14 protein-coding genes and 1 pseudogene are annotated in these 19,975 nt (G+C 69.9%); 14 read left to right on the top strand and 1 reads right to left on the bottom strand.

The genetic code is table 11. The features are described 5' to 3' along the window. Positions 1-18 precede the first annotated feature (18 nt). From nuoE to E0500_RS12715, 12 genes are all read left to right on the top strand, one after another. Positions 19-789 (top strand): NADH-quinone oxidoreductase subunit NuoE, encoded by a 771-nt coding sequence (nuoE, locus tag E0500_RS12660; RefSeq protein WP_131565025.1) that lies wholly within the window; start codon positions 19-21, stop codon positions 787-789. Next, complete coding sequence (gene nuoF, locus E0500_RS12665) at positions 786-2,138, top strand: NADH-quinone oxidoreductase subunit NuoF (RefSeq protein WP_181586977.1); 1,353 nt, start codon at positions 786-788, stop codon at positions 2,136-2,138. Before nuoE ends, nuoF begins: the two co-directional genes overlap by 4 nt. Further along, positions 2,135-4,639 carry an NADH-quinone oxidoreductase subunit G gene (locus E0500_RS12670; RefSeq protein ID WP_131565000.1) on the top strand — a complete coding sequence of 835 codons (2,505 nt, stop codon included), beginning with the start codon at positions 2,135-2,137 and terminating at the stop codon, positions 4,637-4,639. The genes nuoF and E0500_RS12670 overlap by 4 nt, the downstream gene beginning before the upstream one ends. Further along, positions 4,636-5,997, top strand: coding sequence for an NADH-quinone oxidoreductase subunit NuoH (gene nuoH / locus E0500_RS12675; protein WP_131564998.1), 1,362 nt, complete (start codon positions 4,636-4,638; stop codon positions 5,995-5,997). Before E0500_RS12670 ends, nuoH begins: the two co-directional genes overlap by 4 nt. Continuing rightward, positions 5,990-6,619, top strand: coding sequence for an NADH-quinone oxidoreductase subunit NuoI (nuoI, locus tag E0500_RS12680; protein ID WP_131564996.1), 630 nt, complete (start codon positions 5,990-5,992; stop codon positions 6,617-6,619). Before nuoH ends, nuoI begins: the two co-directional genes overlap by 8 nt. Then, positions 6,616-7,449: an NADH-quinone oxidoreductase subunit J gene (locus E0500_RS12685; protein ID WP_131564994.1), complete on the top strand. Its 834-nt coding sequence runs from the start codon at positions 6,616-6,618 to the stop codon at positions 7,447-7,449. Before nuoI ends, E0500_RS12685 begins: the two co-directional genes overlap by 4 nt. Beyond that, positions 7,446-7,745 carry an NADH-quinone oxidoreductase subunit NuoK gene (gene nuoK, locus E0500_RS12690; RefSeq protein WP_131564991.1) on the top strand — a complete coding sequence of 100 codons (300 nt, stop codon included), beginning with the start codon at positions 7,446-7,448 and terminating at the stop codon, positions 7,743-7,745. The genes E0500_RS12685 and nuoK overlap by 4 nt, the downstream gene beginning before the upstream one ends. Before the next feature lie 15 nt (positions 7,746-7,760). Continuing rightward, positions 7,761-9,656 (top strand): NADH-quinone oxidoreductase subunit L, encoded by a 1,896-nt coding sequence (gene nuoL, locus E0500_RS12695; protein ID WP_131564988.1) that lies wholly within the window; start codon positions 7,761-7,763, stop codon positions 9,654-9,656. Between the two features lie 5 nt (positions 9,657-9,661). Continuing rightward, positions 9,662-11,233 carry an NADH-quinone oxidoreductase subunit M gene (locus tag E0500_RS12700; RefSeq protein ID WP_131564986.1) on the top strand — a complete coding sequence of 524 codons (1,572 nt, stop codon included), beginning with the start codon at positions 9,662-9,664 and terminating at the stop codon, positions 11,231-11,233. Next, entirely contained in the window at positions 11,230-12,879 is a 1,650-nt protein-coding gene (gene nuoN / locus E0500_RS12705; RefSeq protein WP_131564984.1) for an NADH-quinone oxidoreductase subunit NuoN, read from the top strand. The genes E0500_RS12700 and nuoN overlap by 4 nt, the downstream gene beginning before the upstream one ends. Positions 12,880-13,081: 202 nt before the next feature. Further along, positions 13,082-15,130, top strand: a complete 2,049-nt coding sequence (gene recQ / locus E0500_RS12710) for a DNA helicase RecQ (RefSeq protein ID WP_131564981.1) — start codon at positions 13,082-13,084, stop codon at positions 15,128-15,130. Between the two features lie 10 nt (positions 15,131-15,140). Beyond that, positions 15,141-15,617: an NUDIX domain-containing protein gene (locus tag E0500_RS12715; RefSeq protein WP_131564979.1), complete on the top strand. Its 477-nt coding sequence runs from the start codon at positions 15,141-15,143 to the stop codon at positions 15,615-15,617. Between the two features lie 67 nt (positions 15,618-15,684). Here E0500_RS12715 and fahA read toward each other — a convergent pair. After that, positions 15,685-16,898: pseudogene (gene fahA, locus E0500_RS12720) on the bottom strand (fumarylacetoacetase). 261 nt (positions 16,899-17,159) lie between these two features. Here fahA and E0500_RS12725 point away from each other — a divergent pair. Both E0500_RS12725 and E0500_RS12730 read left to right on the top strand, forming a co-directional pair. After that, a complete protein-coding gene (locus E0500_RS12725; protein WP_131571598.1) occupies positions 17,160-18,425 on the top strand; it encodes an ATP-grasp domain-containing protein in 1,266 nt (421 codons plus the stop codon). 116 nt (positions 18,426-18,541) lie between these two features. Continuing rightward, positions 18,542-19,747, top strand: coding sequence for an FAD-dependent oxidoreductase (locus E0500_RS12730; RefSeq protein WP_131571595.1), 1,206 nt, complete (start codon positions 18,542-18,544; stop codon positions 19,745-19,747). The last annotated feature ends 228 nt before the right edge of the window (positions 19,748-19,975 follow it).

The raw sequence follows: 19,975 nt of genomic DNA on the forward strand, positions 1-19,975 counted from the left end.
GAGGGCGTCAGCCTGGGCATGCCCCAACTGCCCCCGCCCGACTACCCGGACGACGTTCGGGCCCGGCTGGAGCGGGACGCGGCGGAGGTCGTCGCCCGCTACCCGGACTCCCGCTCGGCCCTGCTGCCGTTGCTGCACCTCGTGCAGGCGGAGGAGGGCCACGTCACCCGCACCGGCATGCAGTTCTGCGCCGAGGTGCTCGGCCTGACCACGGCCGAGGTCACCGCGGTCGCCACCTTCTACACCATGTACCGGCGCAAGCCCTCCGGTGACTACCAGGTGGGCGTCTGCACCAACACCCTGTGCGCGGTGATGGGCGGCGACGCCATCTTCGAGGCGCTCCAGGACCACCTGGGCGTCGGCAACGGCGAGACCACCGACGACGGCAAGGTCACCCTGGAGCACATCGAGTGCAACGCGGCCTGCGACTTCGCGCCGGTCGTGATGGTCAACTGGGAGTTCTTCGACAACCAGACCGTGGACAGCGCGAGGCAGCTCGTCGACGACCTGCGTGCGGGAGCGCAGGTCGAGCCGACCCGAGGCGCCCCCCTGTGCACGTTCAAGGAGACCGCCCGGATCCTGGCGGGGTTCCCCGACGAACGGGACGGAGCCGTCGAGGCGAGCGGCAGCGCGGGACCCGCCTCCCTGATCGGCCTCCGCCTGGCCAAGGGCGAGGCCGGCGCGCGCGTGGTGCATCCGCGGGACGGCGGACCCCACGACGAGCCGCAGGACACATCGGCCACCGACCCCGCCCGCCCGGCGGGTCCTGACGCCGAGGAGGGGGAGTGATGACGTTGGCAGCCGAGATCAAGGACCACAGCCCGGAGAAGCTGCTCGCACCCGTGCTGTCGTCCTTCTGGGACGAGGACAAGTCCTGGACGCTGGATGTCTACCGAAGGCACGAAGGGTACGAGGGGCTCCGCAAGGCGCTCGCCATGTCACCGGACGACGTGATCGCGTACGTCAAGGACTCCGGTCTGCGCGGGCGCGGAGGCGCGGGATTCCCGACGGGAATGAAATGGCAGTTCATTCCGCAGGGTGATGGAAAACCGCACTATCTAGTTGTCAACGCCGACGAATCGGAGCCCGGAACGTGCAAGGACATTCCGCTCCTCTTCGCGAACCCGCATAGCCTCATCGAGGGCATGGTCATCGCGTGTTATGCCATCAGGTCGTCGCATGCCTTCATCTATCTGCGTGGTGAAGTCGTCCCCGTTCTGCGGCGGTTGCACGAGGCCGTGCGAGAGGCCTACGCGGCGGGCTACCTCGGCGAGAACATCCTGGGCAGCGGACTCGACCTCGACATCACCGTGCACGCGGGCGCGGGCGCGTACATCTGCGGTGAGGAGACCGCACTGCTGGACTCGCTCGAAGGCCGCCGTGGTCAACCGCGGCTCCGTCCCCCCTTTCCTGCTGTCGCGGGCCTCTATGCGTGCCCGACTGTTGTGAACAACGTCGAGTCGATCGCCTCGGTTCCCGCGATTCTGAAAAACGGCAAGGACTGGTTCAGGTCGATGGGCAGCGAGAAGTCACCTGGCTTCACGCTCTACTCGCTCAGCGGCCACGTCGCGCGCCCCGGTCAGTACGAGGCCCCGCTCGGCATCACGCTCCGCCAGCTCCTCGACATGAGCGGCGGCATGCGGCCCGGGCACCGGCTGAAGTTCTGGACGCCGGGCGGCTCCTCCACGCCGATGTTCACCGACGAGCACCTCGATGTGCCCCTCGACTACGAGGGCGTAGGCGCCGCCGGGTCCATGCTCGGCACCAAGGCCCTGCAGTGCTTCGACGAGACCACCTGCGTCGTACGGGCCGTCACCCGCTGGACCGAGTTCTACGCCCACGAGTCCTGCGGCAAGTGCACACCCTGCCGTGAAGGGACCTACTGGCTCGTGCAGTTGCTGCGCGACATCGAGGCCGGCAAGGGCGTCATGTCCGACCTCGACAAGCTGAACGACATCGCCGACAACATCAACGGCAAGTCCTTCTGCGCCCTCGGCGACGGCGCCGCCTCGCCGATCTTCTCCTCCCTCAAGTACTTCCGCGAGGAGTACGAGGAGCACATCACGGGCCGGGGCTGCCCCTTCGACCCGGCCAAGTCCACGGCCTGGGCCGACAAGCGCACGGAGGTGAACGCATGACGGTGACCACCAGCGCTCCGTCCGGGGGCGGAGAAGCGGCGGTCCCGCCGGAGGACCTCGTCTCGCTGACGATCGACGGCGTCGAGATCAGCGTGCCCAAGGGCACCCTGGTCATCCGGGCCGCCGAGCAACTCGGCATCGAGATCCCACGGTTCTGCGACCACCCTCTCCTCGACCCGGCCGGCGCCTGCCGCCAGTGCATCGTCGAGGTCGAGGGCCAGCGCAAGCCCATGGCGTCCTGCACGATCACCTGCACCGACGGGATGGTCGTCAAGACCCACCTCACCTCGCCCGCCGCGGAGAAGGCCCAGAAGGGTGTGATGGAGCTCCTGCTCATCAACCACCCGCTGGACTGCCCGGTCTGCGACAAGGGCGGTGAATGCCCCCTGCAGAACCAGGCCATGTCGCACGGCCACGCCGAGTCCCGCTTCGAAGGAAAGAAGCGCACCTTCGAGAAGCCCGTGCCGATCTCCACACAGGTGCTGCTCGACCGTGAGCGGTGCGTGCTGTGCGCCCGCTGCACCCGGTTCTCCAACCAGATCGCGGGCGACCCGATGATCGAGCTGCTCGAGCGGGGCGCGCTCCAGCAGGTCGGTACCGGTGAGGGCGACCCCTTCGAGTCGTACTTCTCCGGGAACACCATCCAGATCTGCCCGGTGGGCGCGCTGACCTCGGCGGCGTACCGCTTCCGCTCCCGCCCCTTCGACCTGGTCTCCTCGCCGTCCATGTGCGAGCACTGCTCCGGCGGCTGCGCGACGCGTACGGACCACCGGCGCGGCAAGATCATGCGGCGGCTCGCCGCACAGGACCCCGAGGTCAACGAGGAATGGATCTGCGACAAGGGGCGGTTCGCGTTCCGGTACGCGCAGCGGCCGGACCGGCTGACGACGCCGCTCGTGCGCGGCGAGTCGGGTGAGCTGGAGCCCGCTTCCTGGCCGGAGGCCCTCGCGGCCGCGGCCCAGGGGCTGTCGGCCGCGCGCGGCCGTGCCGGTGTCCTGACCGGCGGCCGTCTGACCGTCGAGGACGCGTACGCGTACAGCAAGTTCGCGCGCGTGGCGCTCGACACGAACGACATCGACTTCCGCGCGCGCGTGCACAGCGGCGAGGAGGCCGACTTCCTGGCCGCCCGGGTGGCGGGACGCGGACACGACCTCGACGGTACGGGCGTCACGTACGCCTCGCTGGAGAAGGCGCCCGCGGTGCTGCTCGTCGGGTTCGAGGCCGAGGAGGAGGCACCCGGCGTCTTCCTGCGGCTGCGCAAGGCCTGGCGGGGGCACGGACAGAAGGTGTTCTCGCTGGCCACGTACGGGACCCGGGGCCTGGAGAAGGCCGGCGGCACGCTGCTGCCGGCCGCGCCCGGCACCGAGACCGAGTGGCTGGACGCCCTCGCGGGCCGGGTCGGCCTGGAGGAGGACGGGGCGAAGGCCGCCGAGGCGCTGCGCACCGAGGGCGCGGTGATCGTCGTCGGTGAGCGGCTTGCCGCGGTGGCCGGCGGGCTCACCGCCGCCGTACGGGCCGCGACCGCGACCGGAGCCGGGCTGGTGTGGATTCCGCGCCGGGCCGGGGAGCGCGGCGCGATCGAGGCGGGCGCGGTGCCGTCGCTGCTGCCGGGCGGGCGCCCGGCCACCGACTCACGCGCGCGGGTCGAGGTCGCCTCCGCCTGGGGCGTCGCCGAACTCCCGCTTCGCCACGGCCGCGACACCGGCCAGATCGTCGAGGCCGCAGCGAGCGGCGAGCTGGGCGCGCTCGTGGTGGCGGGCGTGGAGGTCGCCGACCTTCCCGACCCGGCACGCGCGCGTGAGGCGCTTGCCTCGGTCGGCTTCCTGGTGTCGCTGGAACTGCGGCCCAGCGAGGTCACCGAGCGCGCGGACGTGGTCTTCCCCGTCGCCGCCGTCGCCGAGAAGGCGGGCAGCTTCGTCAACTGGGAGGGCCGGGTACGCCCCTTCGAGGCCGCCCTCAAGCCCGACCAGATGACCCGCCGCCTGGCGCCCAGCGACGGGCGTGTGCTCCAGATGCTGGCCGACGCCATGGACGTCCACCTCGGTCTGCCCGATCTGCGCACCACGCGCGCGGAGATCGACCGCCTCGGCGCGTGGGACGGGCCGCAGGCGAGCGACCCGCTGGCGATCGGAGGCCAGCTGCCGCGGCCGGCCGCCGGAGAGGCCGTCCTGGCCGGGCACCGGCTGCTGCTCGACCAGGGCCGCCTCCAGGACGGCGACGAGGCACTCGCCGGAACGCGGCACGCCGCACGCGCGCGCGTGTCGGCCGCCACGGCCGCCGAGGCGGGCGTCAAGGACGGTGACCTCCTTGCGATCAGCGGCCCCGCCGGGGCCGTGGAACTCCCGCTGCAGATCACCGAGATGCCCGACCGCGTGGTCTGGCTCCCGCTGAACTCCGCCGGAACAGGCGTCGCCTCCGACACCGGGGCGCTGCCCGGCGCACTCGTCCGCATCGGCCCGGCGACCCTCGCCCCCGAGGACTCGAAGGAGGTGGAGGCGTGACGGCGTACCTCGCCGCGGAGGACCTCTCCATGTTCGGCCGCGACCCGTGGTGGCTGGTCGTCATCAAGGCGGTGTTCTGCTTCGCCTTCCTGATGGTGACCGTGCTCTTCTCCATCGTGTGGGAGCGCAAGGTCGTCGCCTGGATGCAGCTGCGCATCGGCCCCAACCGGCACGGCCCCTGGGGCATGCTCCAGTCGCTCGCCGACGGCATCAAGCTGATGCTCAAGGAAGACGTCATCGTCAAACGCGCGGACAAGGTGGTGTACGTCCTCGCGCCGATCGTCGCGGCCATCCCGGCCTTCATGGCGATCGCGGTGATCCCCTTCGGGCCGGCCGGCAACGAGGTCTCGATCTTCGGCCAGCGCACCACGATGCAGCTCACGGACCTGCCGATCGCGATGCTCTACATCCTCGCGGTCGCCTCGGTGGGCATCTACGGGATCGTGCTGGCGGGCTGGAGCTCCGGATCCACGTACCCCCTGCTCGGCGGCCTGCGCTCGTGCGCGCAGATGATCTCGTACGAGATCGCCATGGGCGCCGCCTTCGCCTCCGTGTTCCTCTACTCGGGGTCGATGTCGACGTCGGCGATCGTCGAGGCCCAGCAGGACCGCTGGTTCGTCGTCCTGCTGCCGGTCTCGTTCCTGATCTACATCGTGACCATGGTCGGCGAGACCAACCGCGCCCCCTTCGACATGCCGGAGTCCGAGGGCGACCTGGTCGGCGGCTTCAACACCGAGTACTCGTCCATCAAGTTCGCGATGTTCATGCTCGCCGAGTACGTGAACATGGTGACCGTCTCGGCCGTGTCCGTGACGCTCTTCCTCGGCGGCTGGCGGGCACCGTGGCCGATCAGCACCTTCTGGGAGGGCGCCAACCACGGCTGGTGGCCCATGCTCTGGTTCGTGGTGAAGGTGCAGCTGCTGCTGTTCTTCTTCATCTGGCTGCGCGGCACGCTCCCGCGCGTCCGCTACGACCAGCTGATGAAGCTGGGCTGGAAGGTCCTCATCCCGGTCTCCGTGGTCTGGCTGATGCTGGTCGCGACCGTGCGGACCCTGCGCAACGAGAACTACGCATTCTCCGAGATCGCGCTGTACGTCGGCGGAGCCGTCCTCGCCCTGCTGTTGCTCTCGTTCGTCGCGGACATGTTCCGCAACCGTCAGGAGGCGCAGGACAAGCCCGCCGAACCCGCCGCGTTCGACCCCATGGCCGGCGGATTCCCCGTACCGCCCCTGCCCGGACAGACCCTGCCACCGGTGCCGCGCAGGCGCCCGCGCCGTGAGCGGGAGCTGATTGTCAGTGGCGGGTCCGATACTGACAGTGACGGATCTTCGAGTGGAAGGGAGGCGTCCGATGGCTGACGAGCCGAAGGAGACCAAGCCGGGTTTCCAGAACCCCGTCGCCGGCTTCGGCGTGACCTTCAAGGCCATGTTCAAGAAGCGGCTGACCGAGCAGTACCCGGAGCAGCAGAAGACCACCGCACCGCGGTTCCACGGCCGGCACCAGCTCAACCGCCATCCGGACGGCCTGGAGAAGTGCATCGGCTGCGAGCTGTGCGCCTGGGCCTGTCCCGCCGACGCGATCTACGTGGAGGGCGCGGACAACACGGACGAGGAGCGCTACTCGCCGGGCGAGCGGTACGGCCGCGTCTACCAGATCAACTACGCCCGCTGCATCCTGTGCGGCCTGTGCATCGAGGCGTGCCCCACGCGCGCGCTGACGATGACCAACGAGTTCGAGCTGGCCGACTCCAGCCGCGCCAACCTCATCTACACCAAGGAGCAGCTGCTCGCCGGCCTCGAAGAGGGCATGGTCGACACGCCGCACGCGATCTACCCCGGCATGGACGAGCAGGACTACTACCGGGGACTCGTCACCGAGGCCGCGCCCGGGACGGAGCCTCAGGCCGCCGTCTCCAAGGGCGAACAGCATCAATCGGCAGGCCCTTCGGGCGCGGCCGAGGAACAGGGGGCTGACGCATGACCGCACAGCTCGCCGCCTACACCACCTCCACCGGTGAGGCATTCCAGTTCTGGGTGCTCGGCACGATCGCCGTGATCGGCGCCCTGTGCACCGTCTTCATGAAGAAGGCCGTGCACAGTGCGCTCTGCCTCGCCGGCACCATGATCGTCCTGGCGGTGTTCTACCTCGCCAACGGCGCCTACTTCCTGGGCGTCGTGCAGATCGTCGTCTACACCGGCGCGATCATGATGCTGTTCCTGTTCGTGGTGATGCTTGTCGGCGTCACGGCGGCGGACTCCTTGAAAGAGACCATCAAGGGCCAGCGCTGGCTGGCTCTTCTCTGTGGCCTCGGCTTCGGCGTCCTGCTGATCGGGGGCATCGGCAACGCCTCGCTGAAGCAGTTCAACGGCCTGGGCCGGGCGAACGCGAACGGCAACGTGGAGGGCCTCGCCGCCCTCATCTTCACGAAGTACGTGTTCGCCTTCGAGCTCACCGGCGCCCTGCTCATCACGGCCACGGTGGGCGCCATGGTGCTCACCCACCGCGAGCGCACCGAGCGCGCCAAGACCCAGCGCGAGCTGGCCGAGCAGCGCGTCCGCGAGGGCAAGCACGTACCGCCGCTGCCGGCGCCCGGTGTGTACGCACGGCACAACGCGGTGGACATCGCGGGTCTCCTCCCGGACGGCACCCCGTCCGAGCTCACCGTCAGCAAGACGCTGCGGGACCGCGGCCAGGTCCGTGACGTGTCGACCGAGGCGCTCAGTGACCTCAAGGCACTGGAGCAGCGCGCCGAGGACCGGCTGGAGCGCTCGAACAGCGGAGGCTCGAACAGCGGGGAGGCCTCGAAGTGAATCCCGTCAACTACCTGTATCTCGCGGCCCTGTTGTTCACGATCGGCGCCACCGGCGTGCTCATCAGGCGGAACGCGATCGTGGTGTTCATGTGCGTGGAGCTGATGCTCAACGCCTGCAACCTCGCGTTCGTCGCCTTCGCCCGGATGCACGGCAACCTCGACGGCCAGATCATCGCCTTCTTCACGATGGTGGTCGCCGCGGCGGAGGTCGTGGTCGGACTCGCGATCATCGTGTCGGTGTTCCGTGCCCGCCACTCGGCCTCGGTCGACGACGCCAGCCTGATGAAGCTGTAAGGGGTCGGAAGAATCGTGGAGAACCTGATTGCGCTGCTGGTGGCGGCGCCCCTGCTCGGAGCGGCCGTCCTCTTGTGCGGCGGCCGGCGCCTCGACGCCGTCGGCCACTGGATCGGCACGGCTCTCGCGGCCGCCTCCTTCGCGCTCGGCGTCGTCCTCTTCGCCGACATGCTGGGCAAGAGCCCCGAAGACCGAACGCTGATGCAGCACCTGTTCAGCTGGATCCCGGTCGAGGGTTTCCAGGCGAACGTCTCCTTCCAGCTCGACCAGCTGTCGATGACGTTCGTCCTGCTCATCACCGGAGTCGGCTCCCTCATCCATGTGTACTCGATCGGGTACATGGAGCACGACGAGCGCCGACGCCGCTTCTTCGGCTATCTGAACCTGTTCCTCGCGGCGATGCTGCTGCTCGTCGTCGCCGACAACTACCTGCTGCTGTACGTCGGCTGGGAGGGCGTCGGTCTCGCCTCGTACCTGCTGATCGGCTTCTGGCAGCACAAGCCCAGCGCCGCGACCGCCGCGAAGAAGGCCTTCCTGGTCAACCGCGTCGGCGACATGGGGCTTTCCATCGCCATCATGCTGATGTTCACCACCTTCGGGACCTTCGCCTTCGGGCCGGTCCTTCAGTCCACCGGTGACGCCGGCGAGGGCAAACTCACCGCCATCGGCCTGATGCTGCTGCTCGCCGCCTGCGGCAAGTCCGCCCAGGTGCCGCTGCAGTCCTGGCTCGGGGACGCGATGGAGGGCCCGACCCCGGTCTCGGCCCTCATCCACGCCGCGACCATGGTGACCGCGGGCGTCTACCTGATCGTCCGCTCCGGGGACATCTTCAACGCGGCGCCCGACGCTCAGCTGGCCGTCACCGTGGTCGGCGCGGTCACGCTCCTCTTCGGTGCGATCGTCGGTTGTGCGAAGGACGACATCAAGAAGGCCCTCGCCGGGTCGACCATGTCGCAGATCGGCTACATGGTGCTGGCCGCGGGCCTCGGCCCCATCGGCTACGCCTTCGCGATCATGCACCTGGTGACGCATGGCTTCTTCAAGGCCGGGCTGTTCCTCGGCGCCGGATCGGTCATGCACGGCATGAACGACGAGGTCGACATGAGGAAGTACGGCGGCCTGCGGAAGTACATGCCCATCACCTTCGTGACGTTCGGCCTCGGCTACCTCGCGATCATCGGCTTCCCCGGTCTGTCCGGCTTCTTCTCCAAGGACAAGATCATCGAGGCGGCGTTCGCCAAGGGCGGCGCCGAGGGCTGGATCCTCGGCGGCGCGGCCCTGCTGGGCGCGGCCATCACGGCGTTCTACATGACGCGGGTGATGCTGATGACGTTCTTCGGCGAGAAGCGCTGGCAGCCCGACGAGCACGGCAACGAGCCGCACCCGCACGAGTCGCCCAAGGTCATGACGATCCCCATGATCGTGCTGGCCGTCGGCTCCGTCTTCGCGGGCGCGTTCTTCGGCATCGGCGAGCGGTTCGTGAAGTGGCTGGAGCCGGTCACCGGCTTCGAGCACGGCCACCCGCCGGTCAGCGCGCTGACGGTCACGCTCTCCACGGTGGCCGTGATGGTCGTCGGCGTCGGCTTCGCCTACGCCCAGTACGGTCGTCGCCCCGTCCCGGTCGTCGCCCCGCGCGGATCGCTGCTCACCCGGGCCGCCCGGCGCGACCTCCTCCAGGACGACTTCAACCATGTCGTCCTGGTCCGCGGCGGCGAACACCTCACGCGCTCCCTGGTGTACGTCGACCACACGCTGGTCGACGGCGTCGTCAACGGCACGGCAGCCACGATGGGCGGCCTCTCCGGACGGCTGCGCAAGCTGCAGAACGGCTTCGCGCGGTCGTACGCGGTCTCGATGTTCGGCGGTGCGGCGGTCCTCATCGCCGCGACCCTGCTGATGAGGGCGGTCTGATACCGATGTCCTTTCCTCTGCTGACAGCGACGGCGGTGCTCCCGGCCCTAGGGGCGATCGCCACGGCCGCCGTACCGGCCGCCAAGCGCACCGCCGCCAAATGGCTGGCGCTGATCGTCTCGCTGGGCACGCTCGCGCTCGCCGTGACCGTGCTCGTGCGTTTCGACCCGGGCGGCGCCCGCTACCAACTCACCGAATCCCACGCCTGGATCCCGGAGTTCGGGGTGCGGTACGAGCTGGGCGTGGACGGCATCGCGGTGGCGCTGATCGCGCTCACGGCCGTGCTGATCCCGTTCATCATCCTGGCGGGCTGGCACGACGCCGACCCGCTGGAGACGGGCAGCAAGCGGTGGCGGCCGACGCAGGGCTTCTTCGCCCTGATCCTGGCCGTCGAGGCGATGGTGATCATCTCCTTCGAGGCCACCGACGTCTTCCTCTTCTACATCTTCTTCGAAGCCATGCTCATCCCGATGTACTTCCTCATCGGTGGCTTCGGGGACCGTGCCCATGAGCACGGAGAGGAGACGGCCGCGACGCAACGGTCGTACGCGGCCGTGAAGTTCCTCCTCTACAACCTGGCCGGCGGCCTCATCATGCTGGCCGCGGTCATCGGCCTGTACGTGGTCGCCGGGAACTTCTCGCTCACGGAGATCGCCGAGGCCCGCGCCAACGGTTCGCTGCACATGGCGACCAGCACGGAGCGGTGGCTGTTCCTCGGCTTCTTCTTCGCGTTCGCGGTGAAGGCGCCCCTGTGGCCGCTGCACACCTGGCTGCCGAACGCGATGGGCGAGGCCACTGCCCCGGTCGCCGTCCTGATCACGGCGGTCGTCGACAAGGTGGGCACGTTCGCGATGCTGCGCTTCTGCCTGCAGCTGTTCCCGGAGGCGAGCAAGTGGGCGACGCCCGCGATCCTCGTCCTCGCCCTCATCAGCATCATCTACGGTGCGCTGCTCGCCGTCGGCCAGCGCGACATCAAGCGCCTGGTCGCGTACGCGTCGATCTCGCACTTCGGCTTCATCATCATGGGCATCTTCGCGATGACCAGCCAGGGCCAGTCGGGCGCCACGCTCTACATGGTCAACCACGGGATCTCGACCGCCGCGCTGATGCTCGTGGCGGGCTTCCTGATCTCGCGGCGCGGGTCGCGGCTCATCGCCGACTACGGGGGCGTGCAGAAGGTCGCCCCGGTGCTCGCCGGCACGTTCCTGATCGGCGGCCTCGCGACCCTCTCCCTGCCCGGGCTCGCCCCGTTCGTCAGTGAGTTCCTGGTCCTGGTCGGCACGTTCTCGCGCTATCCGGTGATCGGGATCATCGCCACCTTCGGCATCGTCCTCGCCGCCCTCTACACCCTCGTCCTCTACCAGAGGACGATGACGGGCCCGGTGAAGGCCGAGGTCAAACACATGCCCGACCTCAGGGTGCGGGAACTCGTGGTGGTCGCCCCGCTGGTCGTGTTGCTGATCTTCCTGGGCGTCTACCCGAAGCCGGTCACCGACATCGTCAACCCGGCGGTGAAGCAGACCATGTCCGACGTCCATAAGAAGGACCCCCAGCCCGAGGTGGAGGCGGCCAAGTGAGCGCACCAGCCGTCCACAGCCTGTGGACAATGGCAGCCGATCCGATCGAGAAGATCCAGGCGCCGAAGATCGAGTACGGGCAGTTGTCGCCCACCCTGATCGTCATCGGGGCGGCGATCCTCGGGGTGCTGATCGAGGCCTTCGTGCCACGCAGGTCCCGGTACTACGTCCAGGTGTTCGTGGCCATCGTCGCACTCGCCGCCTCCTTCGCGGCGGTCGTCGGGCTCGCGGCGGGCGGATACGGCACCACGAAGGCCGGCATCGCGGCGATGGGCGCCATCGCCGTCGACGGACCTGCCCTGTTCCTTCAGGGCACGATCCTGCTGGCCGGACTGCTCGGCGTGTTCACCTTCGCCGAGCGGCGGCTGGACCCGGCGGCGCACGGCAAACGCGTCGACTCGTTCGCCGCGCAGGCCGCGTCCGTGCCGGGCAGCGACAGCGAGAAAGCCGCGGTGAAGGCCGGGTTCACCACCACCGAGGTGTTCCCGCTGCTGCTCTTCGCGATCGGCGGCATGCTGATCTTCCCTGCGGCGAACGACCTGCTGACCCTGTTCATCGCCCTCGAGGTCTTCTCGCTGCCGCTGTACCTGCTGTGCGCCGTGGCCCGCCGCAAGCGGCTCATCTCGCAGGAGGCCGCGGTCAAGTACTTCCTGCTGGGCGCCTTCGCCTCCGCGTTCACGCTCTTCGGCATCGCGCTGCTGTACGGGTACGCGGGCTCGGTGTCCTATGCGACGATCGCCCAGGTCGTCGACGGCACCGTCCAGAACGTCAGCCCGGCGCTCGCCAACACCATGGGCAACGACGCGCTGCTGCTCGTCGGCGGCGCGATGCTGGTCATGGGCCTGCTGTTCAAGGTGGGCGCGGTGCCGTTCCACATGTGGACTCCGGATGTCTACCAGGGCGCGCCGACGCCGGTCACCGGCTTCATGGCGGCGGCGACGAAGGTGGCGGCCTTCGGGGCGCTGCTCAGGCTCCTGTACGTCGTCCTGCCCGGCCTGCGCTGGGACTGGCGGCCGGTCATGTGGGCCGTCGCGATCGTCACCATGCTGGGCGGCGCCATCGTCGCGATCACCCAGACCGACATCAAGCGGCTGCTGGCGTACTCGTCGATCGCGCACGCGGGATTCATCCTCGCGGGTGTCATCGCGACCTCACCGGACGGCGTCTCGTCGGTGCTGTTCTACCTGGGCGCGTACTCGTTCGTGACGATCGGCGCCTTCGCGGTGGTCACCCTCGTACGGGACGCGGGCGGCGAGGCCACCCACCTGTCCAAGTGGGCCGGGCTCGGACGCAGGTCCCCGCTGGTGGCGGCCGTGTTCGCGGTGTTCCTGCTGGCCTTCGCGGGTATCCCGCTGACCTCCGGGTTCGCCGGGAAGTTCGCCGTGTTCAAGGCGGCGGCCGAGAGCGGGGCGGGAGCGATCGTCGTGATCGGTGTGATCTCGTCGGCCATCGCGGCGTTCTTCTACATCCGCGTGATCGTGCTCATGTTCTTCAGCCAGCCGCGCCCCGAGGGGCCGACGGTCGCCGTGCCGTCACCGCTGACCATGACGGCGATCGGGGTGGGCGTGGCGGTCACGCTCGTGCTCGGTGTGGCGCCGCAGTACTTCCTGGACCTGGCGGGACAGGCGGGAGTGTTCGTGCGGTGACGCTCCGCTGAGCGGTGCGGACACGCGTGGGACCCGGTCTCCTCAGGGGGCCGGGTCCCGTCGTCTGTCACGGATGCGGGCGGAGGAGGCCGGATACCAGGGGTGCAGCCTGTGGATAACTCTGAGGCTGTCGGTGCGGGCCCCTATCGTGGCAAGGGCGGGGGAAACACGGACGACGCACGGGGGACGGGTGACAAGTGGGATGGGCGGGACTGGTGTGATGGCGGAAGTGGACGGGGCGGTCGCAGGGGCAGCGCGCTCGGCAGACAGCGAGGCGCTGGCCGTGCTGGACCGGGTCTTCGGGTACGAGGCCTTCCGCGGTGAGCAGGAAGCGATCATCGAGCACGTGGTGGCGGGCGGCGACGCCGTCGTGCTGATGCCGACCGGCGGCGGCAAGTCACTCTGCTACCAGATTCCGGCGCTGGTCAGACCGGGCACGGGCGTGGTCGTCTCCCCGCTGATCGCGCTGATGCAGGACCAGGTGGACGCGCTGCGGGCGCTGGGCGTGCGCGCCGGGTTCATCAACTCCACGCAGGACTTCGACGAGCGGCGCGTGGTCGAGGCGGAGTTCCTGGCCGGCGAGCTGGACCTGCTGTATCTGGCGCCGGAGCGACTGCGGCTCGAAACGTCTCTGGACCTGCTGTCGCGAGGCAAGATCTCGGTGTTCGCGATCGACGAGGCGCACTGCGTGTCGCAGTGGGGCCACGACTTCCGGCCCGACTACCTGGCACTGTCGCTGCTGGGCGAGCGCTGGCCGGACGTCCCCCGTATCGCGCTGACCGCGACGGCCACGCGCGCCACGCACCGGGAGATCACCGAGCGCCTGGTCATGCCGAGGGCCCGCCACTTCGAGGCCAGCTTCGACCGGCCCAACATCCAGTACCGGATCATCCCCAAGGCCGACCCCAAGAAGCAGCTGCTGTCCTTCCTCAAGCAGGAGCACGCGGGCGACGCGGGGATCGTGTACTGCCTGTCGCGGAACTCGGTGGAGAAGACAGCCGAGTTCCTCAGCCGGAACGGCGTCGAGGCCGTGCCGTACCACGCCGGTCTGGACGCCGGCACGCGCGCCGCCCACCAGGCACGGTTCCTGCGTGAGGAGGGCCTGGTCGTCGTGGCGACCATCGCCTTCGGCATGGGCATCGACAAGCCGGACGTACGGTTCGTCGCGCACCTCGATCTGCCGAAGTCGGTGGAGGGGTACTACCAGGAGACGGGCCGTGCGGGCCGTGACGGGTCGCCGTCCACGGCGTGGATGGCGTACGGGCTCCAGGACGTCGTCCAGCAGCGGAAGCTGATCCAGACCGGTGAGGGCGACGAGGCCTTCCGCCGCCGGGCAGCCGCCCACCTGGACTCCATGCTGGCGCTGTGCGAGACGGTCCAGTGCCGGCGGGGGCAGCTGCTCGCCTACTTCGGGCAGGAGCCGGTGCCTGGAGGCTGCGGCAACTGCGACACGTGCCTGACCCCTCCGGAGACCTGGGACGGCACCGTCGCCGCGCAGAAGCTGCTGTCCACGGTGGTGCGGTTGCAGCGGGAACGCGGGCAGAAGTTCGGAGCCGTGCAGATCATCGACATCCTGCTGGGGAAGCGGACCGGCAAGGTCATCCAGTTCGACCACGACCAGCTGTCCGTCTTCGGGATCGGCGAGGAGCTGAGTGAGGGCGAATGGCGGGGGGTCGTACGGCAGTTGCTCGCGCAGGGGCTGCTCGCGGTGGAGGGCGAGTACGGGACGCTGGTGCTGACCGACGACAGCGGGTCGGTGCTGCGGCGGGAGCGGGAGGTGCCGCTGCGGAAGGAGCCGAAGAAGCCGGTGGCCTCGGGGGCTGCCTCGGGGGGCTCGTCGTCCGGCCGGGGCGACCGCAAGGCGAAGGCCGCGGTGGCGGAGCTGCCCGAGGAACTGCTGCCGGTCTTCGAGGCGCTGCGCGCCTGGCGTGCCGAGCAGGCGCGCGAGCAGGGCGTCCCAGCGTACGTCATCTTCCACGACGCCACGCTCCGCGAGATCGCCACGGTGCGGCCGACGTCAGTGGACCAGCTGGGTGGCATCAGCGGGGTCGGGGAGAAGAAGCTGGCGACGTACGGGGAGGGGGTGCTGGCGGTGCTCGCCGCCCTGGGCGGGGCTCCGGACGAGCCCGTGGCCTCCGAGGGCTCGAAGGCCTCGGCGCGCGGGGCGGGCGACGTGGACGCGGACGCCGACGACGACCCCTTCGACTGGCCGGACGCGGAGCCGGACCCCGGGCCGGACGACTGGGCGTAGGAGACGCGCGATGGACCAGTGGGACGAGCCGGCACGGTCGGAGCAGTCGGAGCAGCCGGACCAGTCGGGGCAGCCGGACGAGCCGGGGCAGCGGGACGCCGTCGTCGCGGTGCTGCGCCGCGGCGATCGCGTGCTCGTGATAGAGCGCGGCCCGGAGGCCTGGCGGTCGGGCTACTGGGCGCCCCTCAGCGGGAAGGTCGAGCCAGGGGAGAGCCAGGCGGAGGCACTGGTCCGGGAGGTCCGCGAAGAGGTGGGACTGAAGGTGTCCCCGCTGGCGAAGGTGTGGGAGTCGGAGACGGACGACCGGCAGTTCCGGCTGCACTGGTGGACAGCGGACGTGGGAGGGGCGGAGGGAGAGGGGGAGGTCGTCATGCAACCCGGCGAGGTGAGTGACGCGCGGTGGGTCACTGTGGAGGAGTTCCTGGCACTGGACCCGACCTTCGTGGAGGACCGGGAGTTCTTCGAGCGGATTCTGCCGGAGATATGAAGCGCGGGGGCGCCGTATTCCGGCGCCCCCGGGTCGAGGCGAGCCGGCGGTCACAGAGCACGTGACACTACCGACCGGCCACGACCCGGCCCCTCACCTCGCCCAGTCCCACGCGCGTGCCATGGGGGCCCGGGGCCCAGGCCGTGAGGGTGACCTCGTCGCCGTCCTCCAGGAAGGTGCGCTTGCCGTCGGGGAGGTCGAGGGGGTCGCGGCCGTTCCAGGTGAGTTCCAGGAGGGAGCCGCGCTCGCGTTCCGAGGGGCCGCTGACCGTTCCGGAGCCGTACAGGTCGCCCGTGCGCAGGGAGGCGCCGTTCACCGTCATATGGGCCAACTGCTGCGCGGCGGTCCAGTACATGGTCGAGAAGGGCGGCTCGGAGACGACGTGGCCGTTGATCGCCACGGAGATGCGGAGGTCGTAGCCGGCGGGATCCTCGGCCGTGTCGTCCAGGTAGGGCAGCAGGTCGTGTGTGCGCTCGGGAGGAGCCACGCGGGCCTCCTCCAGGGCGTCGAGCGGGGTGATCCAGGCCGAGACGGACGTGGCGAAGGACTTGCCGAGGAACGGCCCGAGGGGCACGTACTCCCAGGCCTGGACGTCCCGCGCCGACCAGTCGTTCAGGAGGCACAGGCCGAAGACGTGGTCCCGGAAGGAGGACAGGGGGACCGGGGTGCCCATGGGGGAGGGCGTTCCCACCACGAAGCCGACCTCGGCCTCGATGTCCAGGCGGGTGGAGGGGCCGAAGGCGGGGGCGAGGTCGGTGGGGGCTTCCGCTGGCCCGCGGGGCGCACCACCTCGGTGCCCGAGACGACGACGGTGCCGGACCGGCCGTGGTAACCGATCGGCATGTGCTTCCAGTTGGGGGTCAGCGAGTCCGCGGCGTCGGGGCGGAAGATCTGGCCGACGTTCCGGGCGTGGTTCTCGGAGGCGTAGAAGTCGACGTAGTCCGCGACCTCGAAGGGGAGGTGGAGGGTGACGGAGGCGAGGGGGTGGAGGTAAGGGGCGATCGTCTGCTGGTGGGACGGGACCGTCAGCCAGGCGGTGAGGGCTCGGCGGACGTCCGACCACGTGGTGCGGCCCGCCGCGAGGAGCGGGTTGAGGGTGGGGCGGGAGAGGACGGCGGCGTAAGGGGAGGAAAGGGCCAGTGCCGCGGCTCCCGCGTCGAGGACGTGGTCGCCCAGGCGGACACCGACGGTCCGGGTCTCGGAGCCGGGCCGGGAGAAAACGCCGTACGGAAGGTTGTGCGGGCCGAAGGGGTCGCCCTCGGGGACGTCGAAGGGGGGCATGCGGGTGTGCCTCGCTTTCCGTGCGCTACGTCCAGCCGTTGTACGCGGCCGTCGTGCGGCCGTTGTCGTTGCGGCACACGTTACGGGGGAGTGACCTGAGCGGTCAGTGGTCGCCAATGCCTAAAGAGTTAGTAATGTCCGGATACGGAGCGGTCGGAACCAGAAATTCCGGCTTAGCTTCCTCAGGGGACGCGGGCGGGGTGGGTCCGGGTCCGTAAGGGGGGACACGTGGGGGGACCCGTGGCCAGGAATGCCCGGCGCGTGCCGTTCGGTGTCGACCGGGGCGTGCCCGGACTGATCGTGAAATTCGGCGACTACCCGCTGCATCACGGTGGCGTCGGTGCCATCCGCAGTCTCGGCCGGCTCGGTGTGCCGATGTACGCGATCACCGAGGACCGTTACACGCCCGCCGCCGTCTCACGGTATCTGCACCGGGCGTTCGTGTGGCCGACCACCGGGACCGAGGCTCCGGAACGGTTGGTGGAGGGGCTGCTGCGGATCGGACGGCGGATCGGGCGGCCGGCCCTGCTCATCCCGACGGACGAGGAGGCCGCCGTGCTCATCGCCGAGCACCAGGCGGCGCTCGCCGGCAGATTCCTGTTCCCGCGGGTGGACAGCGGACTGCCGCGTCGCCTCGCCAGCAAGCAGGGTCTGCACGACCTGTGTGTGAAACACGGGATCGCGAGCCCCATGGCCGTCTTCCCGCAGTCGTACGACGAGATCGAGCGCTTCGCCGGGACGGCCCGCTTCCCGGTGGTGGCGAAGAACCGGGAGGCCTTCGTGCGCAGGGCCCGGCCCGCCGTGAACGGCACCACGCGGATCGGCAGCCGGGAGGGGCTGCTGCGGCTCGCCAAGGAGTGGGGGGAACGGCCCGGCGTGATCCTCCAGGAGTACCTGCCACGGGAGGACGCCGAGGACTGGATCGTGCACGCGTACTTCGACGCCCAGTCGACGCCGCTCGCGATGTTCACCGGCGTGAAGGTGCGCTCGTGGCCGCCCCACGCGGGCATGACGGCCAACGCGTACGTCGTGGACAATCCGGAACTCGCGGACCTCGCCGCACGTTTCATCAAGGAGATCGGCTTCAGCGGGGTCGTCGACCTCGATCTGCGGTTCGACCGGAGGGACGGTCAGTACAAGCTGCTGGACTTCAACCCGCGGATGGGCGCGCAGTTCCGGTTGTTCGAGACCGAGGCCGGGATCGACGTCGTCCGCGCCATGCATCTCGATCTGACCGGGCGGCCGGTTCCGGAGGGGGAGCAGCGCGCCGGCCATCGGTACGTCGTGGAGAACATCGATCTGCCGGCCCTGATCGCCTACCGGCGCAGCGGCTACACGACCCCGCACGCGCCCGCACGCGCGAGTGGTACGGAGCTGGCGTGGCTCGCGGGTGACGACCTGCGGCCCTTCTTCACGATGCTCGCGCGCTTCGTGCGGCCGGGCGCGAAGCACCTCTATCAACTGTGGCGGACCAATCGCCGGGGCGGGGCGACCGGTTGGGCCCGTCCGAACGGTTCCGTCAGTTGACCAGTTCCGTCCGTTGACCGGATCCGTCAGTTGACCAGTTCCGTCAGTTGGCCGGTTCGACCAGCTCGACCAGTTCGACCACGAAGTAGGCACAACGCGTCCTGGGGAGGGACTTCGTGATTCATCCGGTTGCAGTGATCGGCGCCGGGCCGTTCGGTCTGTCCACCGCCGCGCATCTACGGGCGCGTGGCGTTCCCGTACGCGTCTTCGGCGAACCCATGGTGAGCTGGCGGGACCACATGCCCGCGGGCATGCTGCTCAAGTCGACGCCCGCCGCCTCGAACATCGACGCGCCGCAGCGCGGGCACACCCTCGTCGACTACTGCGACGCGGCGGACATTCCGCGACTGGTCACGGACGAGGACATCATCCCGGTCGAGACCTTCGTCGCCTACGGGGAGTGGTTCCAGCAGAATCTGGTGCCCGATCTGGAGCGGGTGCGCGTCGTGTCCGTGGACCGGCGCGGGGACGGCAGGGGCTTCGAACTCAAGCTGGACTCCGGTGAGGCGTTCACGGCGCGGGCCGTCGTCGTGGCGACCGGGCTCTCCGGTCTCGCCCATCTCCCGCCCGAGCTCAGGGGAGCGGCCACCGACGGGCCCAGCCCCACGGGACCCGTTTCGCACAGCGCGCAGCACCACGACCTGAGCCGGTTCGCCGGCAAGGAACTCCTCGTCGTCGGCGCGGGACAGTCCGCCCTGGAGACGGCGGCGCTGGCCGCGGAGGCCGGGGCGCGCGTACGGGTGGTCTCACGCGGACACGGCAAGGTGGCGTTCGGGGCACCGCCCTGGGACCAGCCCAGGCTCCGCCCGGAGTCGCCCTTCGGGCGTGCCTGGTCGCTGTGGGCCCTCAGCTACTACCCGCACCCCTACCGTTACCTCCCCGCCGAGGCCCGCCACTACCTGGTCCGCCGCGTCCTCGGACCGCTGGGCGCGTGGTGGCTGCGCGAGCGCTTCGAGGGCACGGTGGGCGTGCGCGAGATCTCGGGGGTCGTCCGTGCCGGTGTCATCGGCGGGCGCCCGCTGCTGGCGGTCCGCACGCACGGGGGCCGTACGGAGGAGCTGTCGGCCGACCATGTGATCGCGGCGACCGGCTATCGCGTGGACATCGCCGCGATGGACTTCCTCGCGCACGAGCTGCGTACGGAGCTGGTGGTGAGCCAGGGGACGCCGAAGCTGGGCGCCGGATACCGGGCGTCCGTGCCGGGGCTGTACTTCACGGGGCTGCCGTCGGCGGCGTCGTACGGGCCGGTGATGCGGTTCGTGTGCGGGACGGAGTTCGCGTCGCCCCGGCTGGCCAGGCATCTGGCGGCCGCCCACGGGTGAGGGGACGGATCGCCGTGGGGCGCGGACCTGCCGGAGGGAGAGAGACGGGCGGAGCGGCGGGCCTGCCGAGGGGAGAGAGACGGAGCGGCGAGTCTGTTGAGGGGAGAGAGACGGAGCGGCACGGATCTGGCGTCCCGTTCGTCACTTTCGGGTGACGCCGTCGGCGGGAGGCGCGTCGATCGGTGGGGCGTCGGGCCCGGGCCCGTGCCATGCGACGCCGTGCGGGCG

The sequence above is a fragment of the Streptomyces sp. KM273126 genome (assembly GCF_004337435.2).
In the GTDB taxonomy this organism is placed as follows: Bacteria; Actinomycetota; Actinomycetes; order Streptomycetales; family Streptomycetaceae; genus Streptomyces; species Streptomyces acidicola.